The following is an 18,954-nucleotide window of genomic DNA, read 5'->3' as shown; positions in this document are numbered from 1 at the left end:
ACTGAGGGATTTTGCTTCCCGACTGAGGGATTTTGCTTCCCGACTGAGGGATTTTGCTTCCCGACTGAGGGATTTTGCTTCCCGACTGAGGGATTAAGTAACCAATCAGAGAAGTGTTACTCATGGCATGACTTAGAGTCATGCCATGAGTTGTTTTTTATCATAAACTCTTTTAATACAAAGACATGAATTTAAAGTAGCTAAGAGATAAACAGATAAATACTATTATCAAACTAAAAGCTGTGTCATAACTAAAATATAAGCGTATGGATAGAAAATTAGTGGGCTTTTTGTCTGAGAAAGAATAATTTCAAAGGCAATCTTTTATATTTGAAAGAGTTACGAAAATCAAGATATTTGACTCTTCACACAAGAAAATAACACTAAACTAATTACCTATGAAAAGAGACTATAAAATTCCGACAATCATTTTTTCGCTACTGTTAATAATTCCTGGAGATAAATTATCATTCCCTGTTTTTTTGATAATTCTATTAAGTTTTACAGATGGTCTTTTGCAAATACTATTTAGTCTCTTTTCAATTACTTCAATAATTTATTTATTAAACTCTAAATATTCAAAATTTAACAATAAAGCAGATGATATTGTTACAATTACAATTATTGTTATCTCCTTTTTATTGCTACTCACACAATATAATACTATTTATTATAATGGGGATATAGTGGTTTTCATTTCAATATTTTTGTTTCTAGCCTTCTCCATTTTAACGCTTTATTATTCAATTAACAAGCTAATTAATCGAGGGAAATAGCCATTCATAAATTTAGATATATCCCTTTGTTGTTTTACTCATGGCATGACTCTAAGTCCTGCCATGAGTTGAATTTTGAGTTGGCTCTTTATAGAAAAAGGTCGGAATTAATCCCGACCTTTTTCTATTTTAATGATTATTTTCCTTGAAAACTGATACTTATTTCCCTTGTGCTTCTACCACGGCAATGGCTACCATGTTTACAATCTCACGAACTGATGAACCTAATTGTAATACGTGTACAGGTTTACGTAATCCTAAAAGGATTGGTCCGATGTACTCAATATCACTGGTTTCTTTCAATAAGTTATAAGCAATGTTAGCCGCAGAAAGGTTAGGGAAAATTAAAGTGTTTGCTCCTTCTTCGGCTAATTTAGAGAAAGGATAATTCTCTTTAATCAACTCATTATCAAAAGCCAAATGTGCTTGCATTTCACCTTCTACAATCATTTCTGGATGCTTTTTCTGTAAAATAGCCGTTGCTTCACGCATTTTTACGGCATCTTCTCCGTTGGCAGTACCAAAGTTGGAATAGGTCAACAAAGCAATTCTTGGTTTCAAGTTGAAACGTTCTACGGCTTTAGCAGTGAGTTCTGTAATTTCAACAATATCTTCAACGCTTGGGTTGAAATTCACGGTTGTATCTGAGAAAAATACAGGACCTTTTTTCGTCAATAAAATGTACATACCCGCTACTTTCTTCACGCCATCTTCACGACCAATAATCTGCAAAGCTGGACGAATAGCATCTGGATAATTACGAGTAAGACCTGAAATCACACAGTCAGCATCACCCGTTTCTACCATCATCGAAGCGAAGTAACTTCTTACTTGCATCTGTTTATGGGCTTCGTATTGATTGTAACCTTTACGTTTTCTTTTATTGAAGAAAATATCACCGTATTCTCTCAATCGTTCAAGGGTTTCTGGCGCACGAGTATCAATGATTTGTACTTCATTCAAATCCAGATTATTCTCTTGAATAATTCGCTTGATTTTATTTTTATCTCCCAACAAAATCGGAATACAAATTCCTTCATCTTTCGATTGCTGAACAGATTTTAATACTTTCAGATTTTCAGCGTCAGCAAATACCACACGCTTAGGCGAACGTTTTGCACGGTTGAAAATATACTTCATCAATTGGTTATCCAAGCCCAAACGTTTGCTTAATTCTTGTTCGTAGGCATCCCAATCTAAAATCGGTTGTCGAGCCAAACCAGCTTCCATTGCCGCACGAGCAACCGCTGGCGAAACTGTAGTAATTAAACGTGGGTCAACGGGTTTTGGAATAATATAATTTCTTCCGAAAGAAAGATTCTTTTCGTTATAAGCCAAGTTTACAATGTCTGGCACTGGTTTCTTCGCTAATTCAGCTAAAGCTTTTGCTGCCGCCAATTTCATGGTTTCATCAATTTCAGTAGCACGAACATCCAATGCTCCTCTGAAAATGTATGGGAAACCCAATACATTGTTTACTTGGTTAGGATAATCCGAACGACCAGTCGCCATGATAATATCTTCACGAGCGGCTACGGCATCTTCATACGAAATCTCAGGCGTTGGGTTTGCCATTGCAAAAACAATAGCATCTTTCGCCATCGATTTTATCATTTGTTGAGAAACAATATTACCGACAGATAAACCTAGAAATACATCTGCCCCAACCATTGCTTCGGTTAGGTTATGAATATCAGTACGTTCTGTAGCAAATGGCTGAACATATTTATTAAGGTCTGTGCGTTGTTTAGAAACCAGACCGTCTTTATCGAACATCAAAATATTCTCTACTTTCGCCCCTAATCCTAAGTACAATTTTGCACAAGAAAGAGCAGCAGCACCAGCACCCGAAATGGTAAATTTACATTCTTCAATACGTTTGCCTACAATTTCCAAAGCATTCAACAAAGCCGCTGCCGAAATGATGGCAGTACCATGTTGGTCATCGTGCATGATAGGAATATTAAGGTCTTTTCTTAATCTTTCCTCAATTTCAAAACACTCTGGCGATTTAATATCTTCAAGATTTACGCCCCCAAAAGTTGGTTCTAAAATCTTAACAGTACGAATAATTTCTTCGGGGTCTTCGGTATTTAATTCAATATCAAAAACATCAATATCAGCGAATATTTTAAACAAAACGCCTTTCCCTTCCATTACTGGTTTTGAGGCTTCTGCACCGATATTCCCAAGTCCTAAAACAGCAGTTCCATTTGAAATTACAGCTACTAAATTACCTTTTGCAGTATATTTATAAACGTCTTCACGGTTGGCAGCAATTGCCAAACATGGCTCTGCTACGCCTGGAGAATAAGCTAAAGAAAGGTCTCTCTGAGTTTCGGTTTCTTTGGTTGGGATTACTGCAATTTTGCCTGGGCGACCTTTAGAGTGGTAGTCTAACGCATCTTGTTTCCTAATTGAGATTTGGCTCATAATGAAGTGTCACTAAAGTGAATTTGTTTAAAAAACTGTCGCAAAAGTACGCTAAGGGTTTTTGATAAACTAAGAAAATCGTGTTGTATTAAAACAGCAGGAAAAACGACGAAGGTTTTTAGTTGAGGAAAAACATCGTCTAAATATTTCAACATAAAATTTTATTAAAGCGATACCGACCAAGTACGCAAGAATATTTGGTCTGAAGCTAAAACTTCAATACCTTCTTTTTCTGTTAATTCTTGTTCATGGTTTTCACTATCTGCAATGCCACACCAAGGCTCTATGCAAACGAAATTGGCATCTTTTGCTGCCCAAATTCCTAAAAATGGAAAATTTTCAAAAGTAAATTTCAATTGCTTTGATACATTGTCACTTTTTAAAATTACTTCGGTTGATTTTTGATGTTTGAAGACAAGCGCATCTTGATAAAACAATTCTTTCGTTAATGCTAAACGATTGGTGTTTTCTAAAAACCTTGTGGCTTCTTTTTTTATTAAGCCGCCATCTGCCAATTCCCATCTTGGAAAATCTTCGGTTTGATTAAATTCCAAGTAATAATCTTCATAAACTGTATCCTCCGAAAGTGGTACAGCAAAAGCTGGATGCCCGCCTACTGAAAAATACATTTCTTCGTTTCCTGTGTTTGTCACAGAATAAGTCACAGAAAGTGTTTTCTCCACTAAAGTATAAATCAAACGAAATTCGAAAGGAAAAGGAAATACTTTCAAACTTTCTTCATCTTCTTTCAATAAAAAAGTAATGCTGTCTTCTTTTTGTACTTCTACTGAAAATACTCTTTCACGAGCAAAACCATGTCGAGGAAGCGTGTAGGTTTTTCCTTGGTAGAAATACTGATTATTCTTTAAAGCACCCACAATCGGAAAAAGTACAGGCGAACTCTTTCCCCAAAAAGTTGGGTCGGCATTCCACATATATTCTGTATCGTTTTCTTTGTTGAAAAGACTAACTAACTCTGCCCCAAGCGGATTAATATTTACTTTTAATAATTGATTTTCAATAGTTTGCATAATTTAAAAATATATTTTGTGTCAGTTTATAGTTTTATTTTCTTGAAATAAATATTGCGTAGCGGCAATCCTTTACGGTTGCCGTTCTGTAATTTGATTGTTCTCTGAATCGGCAACCGCAAGGGATTGCCACTACGTTTTTTCAAAAGACTCTTCATTCTAAACTCCAAACTCTTCACTCAAAGCACTCTTTCCATTTGTTCACGGTCAAACTCGCCTTCATTGTTCGCTAACCAAATTGTTGCCACGCCATTTCCGATAAAATTGGTAATTGCTCTTGCTTCCGACATAAATCTATCAACACCCAACAACAAAGCCAAACCCTCTACTGGAATTACTTTAATCGCCGTCAGTGTAGAAGCCAATACAATAAAACCACTTCCTGTTACGCCTGCTGCACCTTTTGAAGTAACCATTAAAATACCAATTATCGTCAAGATTTGTTGCAAATCTAAATGAACATTAAATACTTGTGCCAAGAAAAGTACTGCCATCGACAAGTAAATCGTAGTGCCATCTAAATTAAAAGAATAGCCAGCAGGAACAACCAAACCAACTACCGATTTGGAACAACCCATTTTCTCTAGTTTTTCCATCAATGATGGTAAAGCAGCTTCTGAAGAAGATGTTCCTAAAACAATCAGTAACTCTTCACGAATGTACTTTAAAAATTTCCAAAGATTGATTTTATACATTCTTAGAATAAAATATAACACGACAAAAATAAAAATTGCCATCGTACAATACACTGTTGCCATTAGTTTCCCCAAAGGCAAAAGCGTGTGAACACCGTATTTGGCAATCGTAAAAGCCATTCCGCCAAAAGCACCTACAGGCGCAAAAAGCATTACTTTGTGCAAGGCCCAAAATATTTTTTTGGAAACAGGTTGAAGGAAAGCTACGATTTCGTTTCGTCTAGCGTAATTACTCAATGCTACTCCTAAAATAATCGCCAAAATAAGTACTTGAAGTGTGGCATTATCCATTAAAAACTTCAACCAACTAAAAGCCTCCGCCGATTTGGTATATTTAGAAATATCACCTCCTTTTATTTCAGAAGTAACCACACCATCGCCCGGACGGATGATATTTGCCATGATGACTCCAATAAAAAGTGCGAGCGTAGTAACGATTTCAAAATATACTAAAGCCTTTGCGCCAACTTTACCTACTTTTTTCAAATCTCCCATCGAAATAATGCCCAACATAATCGTAATAAAAATGATTGGACAAATAAATATTTTTACGATACTGATAAAAATACTGCTCAGGAATTCGCTAAAACTAGTTTTAATCTCAAACTCAGAAAGGTATAAACTGAATTTTATAGGTTTTTCTAAAATTGGTTGTAAAGCAATCTCTGGTGCGAAGTGACCTAACAATACACCCGCAGTAATGGCAGTAAGCACCCAGAAAGTTAAATTTTTAAATAGTTTTTTCATGGAAATTATCAATTGTTTAGCAATGATTCTTAAAGTAAGTAATTGAGCGATTTATTTAATGAATGAGGGCGTCGAAATTTCCCTCATTAGTTAAAACATTTTTCAAACCACAAGAAGCATTTTTGTATTTTTCAAAATGAAAATCTGTTAATGAATTTAATGGTTAAAAATAGAGCATTAATCCATACCAAATAGCAACATTCAATAAAGATAAAGGAATGCTAATGCTGACCATTTGGGTCGCTAAGTTTGGATTAAGCTTATAAGTAATAGCAATAATTGTGGCGGTATTCATCGAACCCAATGTTGCCCCGATTACGCAAAGTTTTCCTAAAGGCGAATATTCGCCTAAAATGAGTATATAAATGGTGAAAATTAAAAGTGGCGCAAGCAATAATTTGTAAAATAAGCCATAAAAAAGTGCTTTTAAATCTAATTGACTTCTCTGAAAATTAATTTGTAAGCCAATAGAAAGTAAAGCTAAAAAACTAAAAGGACTACCGATTTTATCTAAAACTTGCTGACTCCATAAAGGGAAATGCCAATTTGAAATATTTAGGCTTAATGCTACACAAAAAGCTAAAAAGGGAGGAAACTTAAAAATATTCAAGGCTACGTTTTTCATTGAAAAATCAGCCGAAGAGTAATAAGATGCCGTAAAAATTCCCAGTGTTCCGCATACTACAAACGAACCTGCTTGGCTCATTAATATTCCATTTTGTAGCCCTTCTTTACCAAAAATTACTTCAAAAATTGGGAATCCTACAAACGAAACGCTACTAATACCTGCCGTTAATATCAAAGCTCCTTTGGTATTCGAATCAATGTTTATCAATGGAGCTACCAAATTGAAAAATATAAAAGAACCTACATAAATGATATAAGGCATTAAAATGGGCAACAATAAATTACTACTAAAATGTATTTCGGTAGTATTTAGCAATGTGATGGCAGGCAAACAAACATAAATAATAATAGTGTTTAATACTGTTGAAGCATCCTCAGAAAAACCTTTCAGTCTTCTGAGGAATACACCAATGGCTAGGCAGATAAAAAGTAATAATAGATTAATCAAATTTTAAAAATTTATTAGTTGTACTCAGTAATTAAATAATGGCTGTGAGTTATGAGCTGTGAGCCTTGAGCTTAAAATATTGATAAACTTTTACAGTCTAATTGTTAGACTGCCATAATAATATGCGCCATTGAAACCGAATTGATTCGCATTACGGGTATAAGGCACTTGTCCATTTGAATAGGAAGCATAATTACTAAATACTTTATCTGGGTACACATTAGTAAAATTATTTCCACCAACTGTAATACTCAACGATTTATTGATGCTATAAACTACTGAAGCATCAAATAGATTTTTTCCTCCAAATGTTTGACTACGATGATTTTGTCCTGATGGTTTCTCCCAAGCCGTAACTTCACCAAAATAAGAACTTCTAAAATTGACACTAAACTTACCTACTTGATACCCTAAAGATACCAAAACTTTAGTATGTGGCTGACTGGTTTCAATCAGGGCTCTACTTACTGTATCAATCAAAACAACTGGTGCTTTGGTATCTTGTTGTAAAGCAGTAGGCGTTGCTTTAATCTTAGTAATTTCTGTTTTATTAATCGTCAGAGCGATACTAGCTGTAAATTTACTTTTAGGACTAATTGAATTTTTATAAGATGCCACTATGTCTATCCCTTTTGTACCTGTATTAATAGCATTGGTAAAAAAGGTAATTTCTTGAAAATTAGGAAACAAGTTTTTTAAAGCGGCTATGTTATTAACATTCAGGTTTTCAGTAATAATAATTCTATCGGTAATGTCAATCTGATAAGCATCAACTGTTAGTAAAAGGTTGTTTCCTACTTTTGCGGTCACGCCTAAATTATAATTCCAAGAGGTTTCTGGTTTTGGGTCTTCTATACCGATTTGTTTCAACCTTGGTTCGTCAGAAGGTAATTGTTTGGTACTTCTGATAATACCATTTTGTACTGTGGAGGTAGTTGCGGCATTGGCAATTTGTTGAAGTAATGGCGCTCTAAAACCTTTATTGATTGAACCTCTGATAGAGAAATCTTCTGTGATTTTTATTCTAGAAGCCAATTTCCCAGAGATATTGCTACCAAAATCACTATAGTTTTCATAACGTAAGGCTGCTGCTACCAATAATCTATTTGTAATATCGCTTTCTACATCTGCATAAACACCAATGTTAGAGCGATTAACACTTTTCGCATCGGCTTTATCAATACCAACCCTTCCTTGCGAACCAGGCGTTTTGTTTCTTGAAGCGGCCAAAGGACCAACAAGATACGAAGCTTCGTCACCAGCACTTAGTGCAAAATTATCTACACGATATTGTGTTCCAAAAGCAAAGTTTACCGACTTTGTATTCCATAAACCGAGAACTGTTTTAGAAGCATTGATTTCAGTTAAACTCTGTCCAAATGAAATTCTACCAATGTAAAAATCTTTTGGAGACGATGCCCCCATCGAAGCATTAGAAGAGTTTTTAGCAGATTGGTCAAGGTAATTTCTACCATAGCCAGTACTAAAATCCCAGTTCCAACCTGTAAAAGTTTTACGTTTAATACCAACAAACGATGAATAATCGACTGAAGTACCTGGTAATTCTGGCACATAGCCATCTGGATATAAATCTACATTTGACGTAGCACTTGTTGGTAAAGCTGTACGAAGGAAAGCACGTGCAAACACATCTTTTTGAGAAAAGCCTCCGAAAGAATATAAAGTCCAGTCAATTTTTAGTGGAACATCAAGGTTATAAAATACTTGTCCTGATTTCATAGCATTACTTCCATAAGCCGTAGGGCGGAATGAACCATAAGTACCATTTCCCCAATATCCTCGTGATTTTAAAGCTGCTTCATCAGTTGCTTTTACGTTGGTATAAATTCCCGTATAAGCTCCGCCAGCTACTGGTTGTGGATTATAAGGATCTGAACGGTCTGTACCTTTTACATCTTGATAACTTCCTGTAATATTCAATGAAGCCTTTTTACCTAATGAAAATCCGTAATTAACCGCCGCAGTATAACCTCCACCATCTCCTTCGGAAGTAACACCATATTGAATTTGAGCAGTGCCGCTATTGACAGATTTTTTCAACACCAAATTGGCAATCCCTGCAATAGCATCAGAGCCATATTGCGCTGCCGCTCCATCTCGTAAAATCTCCATTCTTTCTAAAGCGATTGAAGGTACAGCATTTAAATCTGTAACTACAGTTCCCTTTCCAACAGTTACATTGTTGTTCAAAGCTGCAAACTGATGATGCCTTTTTCCATCAATAAGTACTAACATTTGGTCGGGCGATAGCCCTTTTAATGAAGCTGGGTCAGCATAATTGGCGACACCGTTGATACCATTTTTGGCAGAATTGAACGAAGGCGACATAAATTGTACTTGTTGCGATAATTCCGTTTGTCCTGTCGATTGCAGTTCTTTTGCACTGATTACATCTACAGGTACTGGTCTTTCTACATTGGTACGAGCCACCGTCGAACGTGAACCAATTACTACTACTTCACCCAATTGTTCATTATCTTCTTTTAAAGTAACCTGTATTGTTTCCTTAGATATCACATTGACTTCTTGTTTCTTGAAACCAATAAATGAAAACACCAGTACTTCACCTTCTTTAGCAGCAATACTAAATTTCCCTTCTGCATCGCTGACAGTTCCTCTTGAAGTTCCTTTTACCAGAATACTTACGCCAATTAATGATTCACCTTTTTCACTACTGACTTTTCCCGATACTTTCTCTTCTTCAATAGCACCTTCTTTTTCACTGGGAAAAGCGATTGTTTGCTCCTTATTTTTTTTCAGAATAATTTGTTCCTCCACTACTTCATAACGAATTTGATAAGGGAAAAGCAACTTGGGTAACACAACACTAAGAGCTTCCCTATTTACTTCGAGACTTACTTCTTTATCAAGATGAATTGAGTTGTTACTGTACACAAAACGCACTCCCGACTGTTTTTCAATTTCTAATAAAATCACTTTTAAACTCACATTATTGAGTTTCATAGATACTTCTCTATTCAGAATTTGTTGTGCTTTACTCGGAGAGCCTAAAGCCATCACCGAAAAAATAGCAAATAAAAGACATTGATTAATCGTAATTTTCATAATGGTAAGCATTAGATGCTTTGAAGCTAGAAGTTTTTTCATCGGTTAATTAAATTTAGTATTGTTTTTAATTTATTTGAGACATATTTTTCCATCTCTCTCAAATTGACTTGAGAGCAGTAGGAGTTTTACAGAAATGTTTTTGCTAGATTAAGGACATCCGTTTCCTTTCAATGAAATATTTTGCCCATCAATTACGTACTCGGCTTCGATGGATCGACAAATTATTTCGAGGATTGTGGAGAGGTGTACATTTTCAAAATTACCGCTCAAACGGCAGTTTCGTAATTTTGGAGATAAATCGATACTTACATTAAATTTTTGTTCAATTCTTTGAATAACATCTTCCATATTATTATCATCAAATTGTAGAGATGATAATTCCCAATAAAATGTTTTGTCGACTGGCAGGGCATTTACTTGCATTTCATCGGTTTTTGTTTCTAATATCACTTGTTGTTTAGGGAGTAGAATTACTTCTTTTTCGGTTTCATTTTTTACCGATACCTTACCAGTAACAACCGAAACCTCAAAAGTTTCCATGGCTGGATATGCTTTTACATTGAAGCTTGTTCCTAAAACGGTGGTTGTCATTTTGCCAGAGTAAATCAGAAATGGGCGACTTTCATCTCTTTTTACATCAAAAAAAGCTTCTCCTTTTAGGTTTACTTGTCTATAAATTCGGTCAGATTGATTATAACTCAATTGAGTTTTAGGTTGCAATAAAACTACACTTCCATCTGGTAAAACAACTTTTAGAATTTTGGCAGATGAGTTTTCATATTTTGCCCAATCTGAAATTGGAATATCAGATTTGATTTTACTTATTTTCTCATTATTGTTCGGAAGGAAATAAAATGAAAGTCCAGCAACAATTACTAGCATAGCCGCCATACTAGCCACTGCCCAAACCCAGCGAGGAGGAGTATATCTTTCCTGACGCTTGATTTCTTCACGAACAGATTTTTTAATTTTATTTTCAAGTTCAATACGTTCCAGTTGGGTTAATTCACTTAGTCCGTCTGGATTATTTTCAAATGAAGCGTACCATCTTTCAACAAAGAATATCTCCCCTTCCGAGGCTTCATTGTTTAGATAACGTTCAATAATTTCTTGATTTATTCTCATTTTATTTCGCTTTCAAATACTAAGTGAAACAAGTAGTATTTTTCCCCTATGCTGATATAAATTATTTTTTAAAAATAATTTATATCCCACGAACGAAATAGAAAGTATGCTTTCCCCGAAAAACAAAAAACAAGCCTTTTGAGCTTGTTTGGGTATATTTTGAAAAGGAATATTTTTTATTTTAAAGTGTTTTCTATTTTCCTGACAATTTCTTCTACTATTTTGAATAGAGATGCCAAAGGATTTTGAAATAATCTCTGGAGTAATACCATTTTGAAGCAAGCCTTTTATATGATTGAAAGTAATTTCTTCTCTAATTTCATCTGCAATAGTCATGGCAATATTGTTTACATTTTGTGAAACCTGTGTAAATATAGGCGATAATTTGCTCTTTATCAAGCCAATACCTTCTTCGATATTAATGCAGTACAGGTATTAATATAATAGATAAAGCTGTATAATCACTCAATACTTCTCTTAAAATTTTTAACGCTTTGGTCATCTGGTTTTCAACCGTTTTTTCTGAAATGTCTAGGCGTTCAGAAATTTCTCTTTGTGATAAACCAGTTCTTTTCAGTAAAAATACTTCTCTACATCTTTCTGGTAAAGATTGTAATGCCTTTTGATAAGCTTCATTTAACTCATCAAACGCAACCTTTTGTTCTGTAAAATTATAGTCTTCGGCTGGGGATAAACTATTTGAGTATTTTTCAAACAAATTGTTTTTCTTGTATTGAGCAATCACTAAATACTTCACAGAAGTAAATAAATATGCTTCAATCGTAGTGTTAATGACTAATTGTTTACGCCGCTCCCACAAGGAAATAAATAATTCTTGTATTACTTCTTCAGTCAATTCTCTATTTTGAAGGCGTTTATAAGCAGCAGCATACAATTTTGGAAAAAACTTTTGATACAAAAAATCAAAAGCCCTTGCATCACTTTCAGCAAGCGATGTAAGTATTTCCTGATCAGTATCAAAAGTTTTTGTTTGCATAGTTTAGCACAAAGTAAATATATATTTGGACGAAACACCCAAAGTAAAAATATTTTTAATCTAATTCCCATGAATTAACATTTGTATAATAGAGATTACTGACAAAGACCATTAGTTTTGACGGTTCAATGTCTTTATATTCCAAAATATCAATTCATAAATTGTCAAACAAAATCATAAGTTTAATTTTTACGTAATGAAATCAACGAACATCTTCAAGAATTTTTGTTTTATATGCTTGCTCTTTATCTGTAGCTTGGCTGATGCTCAAACCTCTGAGCTAGACAGTCATCCAAATGCCTTAAACTTTTTGGTCATGGGCGATTGGGGTAGAAACGGTGCCGACCACCAAAAACCTGTAGCCGCACAAATGGGAAAAGTAGCGACAAAAATCAAATCAGAATTTGTAATTGCTACGGGCGATAATTTTTATCCAAGTGGCGTTATCAGCGAATTTGACCCACTTTTTAAATACTCTTTTGAAGATATTTATACTGATTTCTCTTTGCAGTGGGACTGGTATCCAGTACTTGGAAACCATGACTATAAATCAAATCCAGATGCACAAGTAGCTTATTCAAAAATTAGCCGTCGTTGGAAAATGCCAGCTCGCTATTATTCTAAAACATTTTCTATCAATGGTGATGCTAATCAGCAAGTATTAATTGCTTTCATAGATACCAATCCTTTGATTCCTGAATTTTATAAAGGCGAGTATAGTAAAGCAGTAATTGGTCAAGATAGTACTGCGCAAAAAGAATGGTTGAATAAAACGCTTTCCAATAATTCGCCTTCTATTAAATGGAAAATTGTTGTGGGGCATCATCCATTATACACAGCTACTGAAAAGCGAAGAGAAAGTTACGATACTCGTGCTACTAGAAATTCATTAAAATCAGTTCTGGATAAACACCAAGTAGATGCTTACTTGTGCGGACACGACCACGATTTACAACATTTAAAACCAGAAGGCAAAACGCATTATTTTGTTTCTGGTTCAGCTTCTGAAAAAACACCCATTGGTACTTTACCAATCAGCAAATTAGCCCTTTCAGACTATGGGTTTATGGTTTTTTCGGCAACTGCCAACAAATTATATGTACAAGTAGTAACAGAAGATGGCAAAGTAGTTTACAATACTGAACTAAGTAAATAAGCGAAAGTTTATCGTATAAAATCATTCTTGCGAATTTGGTATTAGTCATTTGATAAAGATGCCCAGCACTAAATTCGCTTTTTTATGAATGATTTTAAAAGACAAGAAACTACTTGATTTTCGCATACATTTCTGTAATTCAACTGGTTAACTATTAACTAATTATTAGTCCTAGAATAAATTCTTGTCATTCTGGATTTAATCTGCAATTTTTACGTATAAATTTTTGTTCTGGTCATACTAACAAACAAGAAAAGACATTACAAAAATTAAGTAAAAAAGTATTAAATTTAACAATGGCAGAGCATACCAAATGCCTTATTATAGGCTCAGGACCAGCGGGTTACACCGCAGCAATTTACGCTTCACGTGCAGGATTGACACCAATAATGTATCAAGGCCCACAACCGGGAGGGCAATTAACAATAACCAATGATGTAGAGAACTTCCCTGGTTACCCAGACGGCATCCAAGGACCAGAAATGATGCAAGACCTTGAAAAACAGGCTCGCAGATTTGGGGCAGATGTTCGTTATGGAATGGTAACTTCGGTTGACTTTTCTGTAAGTCCTAAAAAAGTTTTAGTTGACGATACACACGAAATTTTGGCTGATGCCGTTATCATTTCTACAGGTGCTTCAGCAAAATGGTTAGGATTACCTTCAGAACAAGCTTTCAATGGTCGTGGAGTATCGGCTTGTGCAGTTTGTGATGGTTTCTTTTTCCGTAATCAAGAAGTAGCAATCGTTGGTGGTGGCGATACAGCAGCCGAAGAAGCTACTTATTTAGCCAATCTTTGTTCAAAAGTACACATGATTGTACGCCGTGATGAATTACGTGCTTCGCAAATCATGCAAAAAAGAGTTACTTCAAATCCAAAAATTCAAATGCACTGGAATTCATCAACTGATGAAGTTTTAGGCGATGATGGCGGAGTAACGGGTGTAAGAATTAAAAACAATGTTTCTGGTGAAACTACGGAATTGCCAGTAACAGGTTTCTTTGTAGCGATTGGTCATAAACCAAATACAGACATTTTCAAGGGTTTCTTGGATATGGATGAGGCAGGATATATCTTAACAGAAAAAGGCTCAAGTCGTACTAATATTGCTGGAGTATTTGCTTCTGGTGATGCGCAAGACAATATTTATCGTCAAGCTATCACTGCTGCAGGAACTGGTTGTATGGCAGCTTTAGATGCAGAAAGATGGTTAGCAGAAAATGAATTGCACTAACAGAATTTTGTGATTGCCCTTCTATCTTTCATTAATTTTTTTACAGATGAATACAGTTAAAAATTTATTAGTCTTAGTATTTTGTTCGGTATCATTTATTTCTTTTTCACAAGAATCTGGAAGTTTTAAGAAAAACCCAAAGATGAATGTGAAATCAAATTCAAAAGATAAAAGCAATAAAAGTTTAGACGAAGCATTAGATGAATTGCCAAAACTGCAATTCAGGACTGATTATGTTCCTGAACCTGTTTCTACTTCATCGGCTATTACAGCTTCATCGAAATTTGAACCTGCTAAAGAACTCAATGGCTCGATAAGTATTTTTGATACCACTTCTGTAGATGAAAGAGAACCATTAATTGTAGAAATTGAAGAGGAAAATAGAACAGAAGGAAGTGATGATTTTGTATCAGTAGCAACCTATTTTTCTATTTGGGATGCTACTAATATCGATCCTTACGGCATCAATCCAAAAGATTTTGATGATGTAGTGGATATTGAATTATACAATAAAGAACAAGGGAAATACTGGTCTGTGCCAAATAATGCGCCAAAATTGACTTCAGTTTTTGGGCCTCGTTGGGGCAGAATGCACTCAGGTGTTGATTTAGATTTAGAAACTGGCGACCCTGTTTATGCTGCTTTTGATGGTATTGTCAGAGTATCAGGCTATGATGGTGGCGGATACGGAAAGTTTTTAGTCGTTCGTCATTACAATGGCTTAGAAACACTTTATGGTCACCTTTCGGCTAAAAACTTTGAGTCTGGTGCTTATGTAAAAGCTGGAGACCAAATAGGTTTAGGCGGAAGTACTGGTAGAAGTACTGGTTCACATTTGCACTTTGAAACTCGTTATGAAGGAAATCCATTCAATCCGGCAATTTATGTGTTTAATTTTGCAGGAGAAAGAACTGAACCTGTTTCAGACCACGTGTTGATTTCAGCAAGAGTATTTGATACTTATGGACTTACTTTAGATAACGAATATGGTTCAAGTGCTAGAAAAGTTCAGACTCGTCGTACCGCTTGGACAACCGTTCGTTCTGGCGATTCATTATATTCAATTGCAAACAGAGCAGGAATTTCTGTAGAAAGATTAGCCAGAATGAATGGAATGAGAATTTCAGCTAATTTAAGAATCGGTAGAAGATTAAGAATTCATTAATATTTTTTTAGATAGATAAAAGCGCCAATAGAACCAAAATCTGTTGGCGCTTTTGTTTTTTAGCTCAAATTCCTTCTTAAATTGCAAAGGTTTTCAACTCAGTAATAAGAATTTAGATTTTACGATGAAGTTAGATATTTTGGTAATGGCGGCACATCCTGACGATGCCGAACTAGGTTGCGCTGGAACAATTTGCATGCAAATAGCTCAAGGGAAAAAAGTTGGTATTGTAGATTTTACCCGTGGTGAATTAGGAACCAGAGGTACTCCTGAAATTCGTTTGGCAGAATCTGCCGAAGCTACAAGAATTTTAGGCGTTCATGCCCGTGAAAATCTAGGTTTCAGAGATGGATTCTTTGTCAATGATGAAGAACATTTGATGAAACTAATCAGAGTAATCAGACGCTACCAACCTGAAATTGTATTAGCCAATGCTATCAACGACCGTCACCCAGACCACATCAAAGGTTGTGAATTAGCTGTAGATTCATGTTTTAAATCAGGTTTGAGAATGGTTGAAACATTTGAAGACGACGGAACTGTACAACAAGCTTGGCGACCAAAAAATGTTTACCATTATATTCAAGACCGTTATATAAATCCAGATTTTGTCGTTGATATTTCTGCTTACTGGCAACAAAAAGAAGATTCTATCAGGGCTTTTAGAAGTCAGTTCTATGACCCAAATTCAAAAGACCCAGATTCTTATCTTAGTTCGCCTGCTTTTTTAAAGTTCGTCGAAGCACGTAATCGTGAAATGGGACATAGTATCGGTGCAGAATTTGGAGAAGGTTATACTTCTTACAAAAAAATTGGCGTAACGGATTTATTCCATTTGAAATAAAAAATCAAGAGGGTGATTTTGGCTAAAATCACCCTCTTAAATCAAAACTATGGAGATAGTCTTTCTATCTTCCAAGTATGTTCTTCTAGTTTGGTATAAGCAATTCTATCGTGTAATCTCGACGGGCGACCTTGCCAAAATTCTACATAATTAGGAATCAACCGATAACCTCCCCAATGTGGCGGACGAGGAATTGGATTATCTCCAAATTTATCTTTTAAATGCTGCTCTCTTTCTTCTAGTACTTCACGGTTATCAATTACCATACTTTGGTTTGAAACCCACGCACCAATCTGACTTCCAATTGGTCGGCTTTGGAAATAAGCATCAGATTCCTCCGCCGTTACTTTTTCAATAATGCCTTCAATTCTTACTTGTCGCTCTAATTCCACCCAAAAAAAAGTAATACAAGCATTAGGATTTTCAGCCAATTCCGTTCCTTTTCGACTTAAATAATTCGTAAAGAAAGTAAAACCAGTATCAAAACCTTTCAGCAATACGACTCTTGCCGAGGGTTTACCATCATTCGAAACCGTTGAAATCACCATAGCATTTGGCTCTGGCAATTTACTTTCGATGGCTTCATGAAACCATTTGTGAAATTGTTCTATCGGAGAAACATGTACGTCTTGAACGTCTAAACTGCCTTTACTATAATTTTCTCGAAGTGCAGCAATATCGATTTGTGCCATGGTTGGGTCGGCTAAGTACTTGCTAGCCAAATTTTAGTTTATGCTCTTGATATTTTCGGGATACTTCATTCCTTTTGTTCACAATGATATTTTCAAATCATCATTTTAGCAAAACGAATAAAAGTAAGCGAATTCCTAAGGCACAATTTCGGGAAAATAAACCAAAGCCACAATGAGGAAAGTTATTGTGATAAAGCAAATTTGTTTAAATATTATCAATTAGGCCAAAACAAAGCGTTTTCTTCTTGAAATAGGAAGAATTCTTCCATCCAAAAGCACAATAGATTTCCTTCCGATTTTACTGATAAATTTTTGATTGACTAAATACTTTCGATTGATTCTAAGGAAGCAATTCGCATTTACTCTTTCTTCAACATTCGACAACGTTTTGGAGATAAGCCTTGTTTTACCCATCGCAAAATGGATGCGAGTATAATTAATCTCACCTTCAAAAAAGATAATATCATTGGCAAAAAAGGTAGCCCTTTTACCCAATTTGAATTGGACTTGGAAGATGTGTTGCGGTATCATGGCATTGTTCTATTAGGAGGATTTCACGCAACAATATTCCTACTAAATAACAATTTGAACAATGTGCTAAATACGGTAAAAGGCACCGTATTTAACCCGTATTTAACACAAAATCTAATACATACTCCTTCCTTGACGACAAGAGATTTACCGAAAAAAACGCCTCTTATATCTTGATTAATAATGGTTTCACAATTAAATGAGTTTATTGTAAGCATAAAACCATGACTAATCTGCCCACAAAAAATCACTACTTTTTTACGAAACATAAGCACAAAAAAGATAAAATTTTCCTCTTTTCACCCCAATTTTCCATATAAAAGAGGAAAATTTGTGTCTTTTTAATGGAAAATTGCTTCTTCAAGTACCAAAATTCTATCTTTTTTACGGATAATTGCGGTTTTAGGTAGAAACTTTGCTATTTCAAGTACCAAAATTCTATCTCAGAGAAGGAGCACTCCTTCTTTTTTGCGGGAAATTGCGGTTTTTACTTCGATTGGTCTTTTGCTGTTAATAAACAGTCTAAAACAGAAAATCGCCATCCTTTTTTTGAGAATGGCGATTGACTGTTTGCTAATAGAGAATTGGTTTTATACGAAATGTTTTAAGTAGTGATTAATACCTCCTTAAATGCAGGAAACAAAAAAGCTTTGGCAAGCCATCATTGCTCACCAAAGCTTAACTATGCTACCGACATGTTTATTTAGCTTTTTTCTTTGATTTTCGTTCAAAGCGTTTGGCTAAATCGTCATAGATTTCCTTCGCTCTGGGTTGCTTTGCATCTGCATGAAACTTTACACTGCGATAATAAACCAGTGCAGCAGTATAAGCTTCAGAGCCTGAAAGGATAGAAACGTCATCAATCATTCTAAAGATTTGCTCTGCGTTTGTAACATACTTTCGGGTTTCTTTGTAAGCATCCAAATCGATTTCTGCATCGGCAGTAAGCAAGAAATCTGGTTTGAATTGTGGGTCTGATGCCATATAACCGATAGCTTTTTCGGCAAATGGCAAACCACCATCGCCTAGTTTAGCCAAATTTTTTCGGTCTTTGGCACTCAAAACAACTGATTTTGGAGTAAGGATTTCTAAAATCCCATTTAGATAAAGGTTTAGCTGGTTTTCTTCAGCTTCGGTCAAGGAGAAAGCAATACGATTTTCCATGAGAGTCTTTTGTTTTTTTTGTGAGAATACTATTACGATGTTAATAGCACTACTCATCATCAATATCGTAAACAGTGGTAGATTGATTACGATTTGACTTTGTGTAGAAACTATTTAACGTCTTAAAAATAATAGTGTTAGCTCATAAAGGCAAAAATATTTTTGAAAACTTATTAAACGGTAAATACTCCTGCTAAT

15 protein-coding genes are annotated in these 18,954 nt (G+C 35.1%); 4 read left to right on the top strand and 11 right to left on the bottom strand.

What is annotated here, in order from left to right; translation table 11 throughout:
• Nucleotides 1-935: 935 nt before the first annotated feature.
• From ABID42_RS21800 to ABID42_RS21765, 8 genes are all read right to left on the bottom strand, one after another.
• Complete coding sequence (locus ABID42_RS21800) at nucleotides 936-3,209, bottom strand: NADP-dependent malic enzyme (protein WP_367285463.1); 2,274 nt, start codon at nucleotides 3,207-3,209, stop codon at nucleotides 936-938.
• A gap of 164 nt (nucleotides 3,210-3,373) precedes the next feature.
• Nucleotides 3,374-4,240, bottom strand: a complete 867-nt coding sequence (locus tag ABID42_RS21795; protein WP_367285462.1) for an aldose 1-epimerase family protein — start codon at nucleotides 4,238-4,240, stop codon at nucleotides 3,374-3,376.
• A 179-nt stretch (nucleotides 4,241-4,419) separates the two neighbouring features.
• Nucleotides 4,420-5,682: a cation:dicarboxylate symporter family transporter gene (locus ABID42_RS21790; protein WP_367285461.1), complete on the bottom strand. Its 1,263-nt coding sequence runs from the start codon at nucleotides 5,680-5,682 to the stop codon at nucleotides 4,420-4,422.
• Nucleotides 5,683-5,845: 163 nt separating this feature from the next.
• Nucleotides 5,846-6,757: an AEC family transporter gene (locus ABID42_RS21785; RefSeq protein ID WP_367285460.1), complete on the bottom strand. Its 912-nt coding sequence runs from the start codon at nucleotides 6,755-6,757 to the stop codon at nucleotides 5,846-5,848.
• 90 nt (nucleotides 6,758-6,847) lie between these two features.
• Nucleotides 6,848-9,886, bottom strand: a complete 3,039-nt coding sequence (locus ABID42_RS21780; protein WP_367285459.1) for a TonB-dependent receptor — start codon at nucleotides 9,884-9,886, stop codon at nucleotides 6,848-6,850.
• Between the two features lie 108 nt (nucleotides 9,887-9,994).
• Entirely contained in the window at nucleotides 9,995-10,972 is a 978-nt protein-coding gene (locus ABID42_RS21775; RefSeq protein ID WP_367285458.1) for a FecR family protein, read from the bottom strand.
• A 12-nt stretch (nucleotides 10,973-10,984) separates the two neighbouring features.
• On the bottom strand, nucleotides 10,985-11,308 hold the full coding sequence (locus ABID42_RS21770; RefSeq protein WP_367285457.1) for a hypothetical protein: 324 nt from the start codon (nucleotides 11,306-11,308) through the stop codon (nucleotides 10,985-10,987).
• An 82-nt stretch (nucleotides 11,309-11,390) separates the two neighbouring features.
• Nucleotides 11,391-11,969, bottom strand: coding sequence for an RNA polymerase sigma-70 factor (locus tag ABID42_RS21765; protein ID WP_367285456.1), 579 nt, complete (start codon nucleotides 11,967-11,969; stop codon nucleotides 11,391-11,393).
• A 196-nt stretch (nucleotides 11,970-12,165) separates the two neighbouring features.
• Here ABID42_RS21765 and ABID42_RS21760 point away from each other — a divergent pair, with 196 nt between their 5' ends.
• The 4 genes from ABID42_RS21760 to bshB1 all read left to right on the top strand — a co-directional run bounded on the left by ABID42_RS21760 (nucleotide 12,166) and on the right by bshB1 (nucleotide 16,369).
• Nucleotides 12,166-13,125 (top strand): purple acid phosphatase family protein, encoded by a 960-nt coding sequence (locus tag ABID42_RS21760; protein ID WP_367285455.1) that lies wholly within the window; start codon nucleotides 12,166-12,168, stop codon nucleotides 13,123-13,125.
• 296 nt (nucleotides 13,126-13,421) lie between these two features.
• On the top strand, nucleotides 13,422-14,360 hold the full coding sequence (trxB, locus tag ABID42_RS21755; RefSeq protein ID WP_323689573.1) for a thioredoxin-disulfide reductase: 939 nt from the start codon (nucleotides 13,422-13,424) through the stop codon (nucleotides 14,358-14,360).
• A 46-nt stretch (nucleotides 14,361-14,406) separates the two neighbouring features.
• The gene (locus ABID42_RS21750) at nucleotides 14,407-15,525 is read left to right on the top strand and encodes a peptidoglycan DD-metalloendopeptidase family protein (RefSeq protein ID WP_367285454.1); all 1,119 of its coding nucleotides are present in this window, start codon (nucleotides 14,407-14,409) and stop codon (nucleotides 15,523-15,525) included.
• A gap of 124 nt (nucleotides 15,526-15,649) precedes the next feature.
• Nucleotides 15,650-16,369, top strand: coding sequence for a bacillithiol biosynthesis deacetylase BshB1 (gene bshB1, locus ABID42_RS21745; RefSeq protein ID WP_323689575.1), 720 nt, complete (start codon nucleotides 15,650-15,652; stop codon nucleotides 16,367-16,369).
• Between the two features lie 47 nt (nucleotides 16,370-16,416).
• On the opposite strand, the gene pdxH is transcribed toward bshB1, so the two are convergent.
• The 3 genes from pdxH to ABID42_RS21730 form a co-directional block, all read right to left on the bottom strand.
• Entirely contained in the window at nucleotides 16,417-17,061 is a 645-nt protein-coding gene (gene pdxH, locus ABID42_RS21740; RefSeq protein ID WP_323689576.1) for a pyridoxamine 5'-phosphate oxidase, read from the bottom strand.
• A gap of 219 nt (nucleotides 17,062-17,280) precedes the next feature.
• Entirely contained in the window at nucleotides 17,281-17,592 is a 312-nt protein-coding gene (locus ABID42_RS21735) for a LytR/AlgR family response regulator transcription factor (protein WP_323689577.1), read from the bottom strand.
• A gap of 699 nt (nucleotides 17,593-18,291) precedes the next feature.
• Entirely contained in the window at nucleotides 18,292-18,756 is a 465-nt protein-coding gene (locus ABID42_RS21730) for a hypothetical protein (protein WP_367285453.1), read from the bottom strand.
• Between the last annotated feature and the right edge of the window lie 198 nt (nucleotides 18,757-18,954).

Origin of the sequence: Arcicella rosea (genome assembly GCF_040543805.1) — a bacterium.
GTDB classification, from domain to species: domain Bacteria; phylum Bacteroidota; class Bacteroidia; order Cytophagales; family Spirosomataceae; genus Arcicella; species Arcicella rosea.
This window is presented reverse-complemented; position numbering and strand designations above follow the sequence as displayed.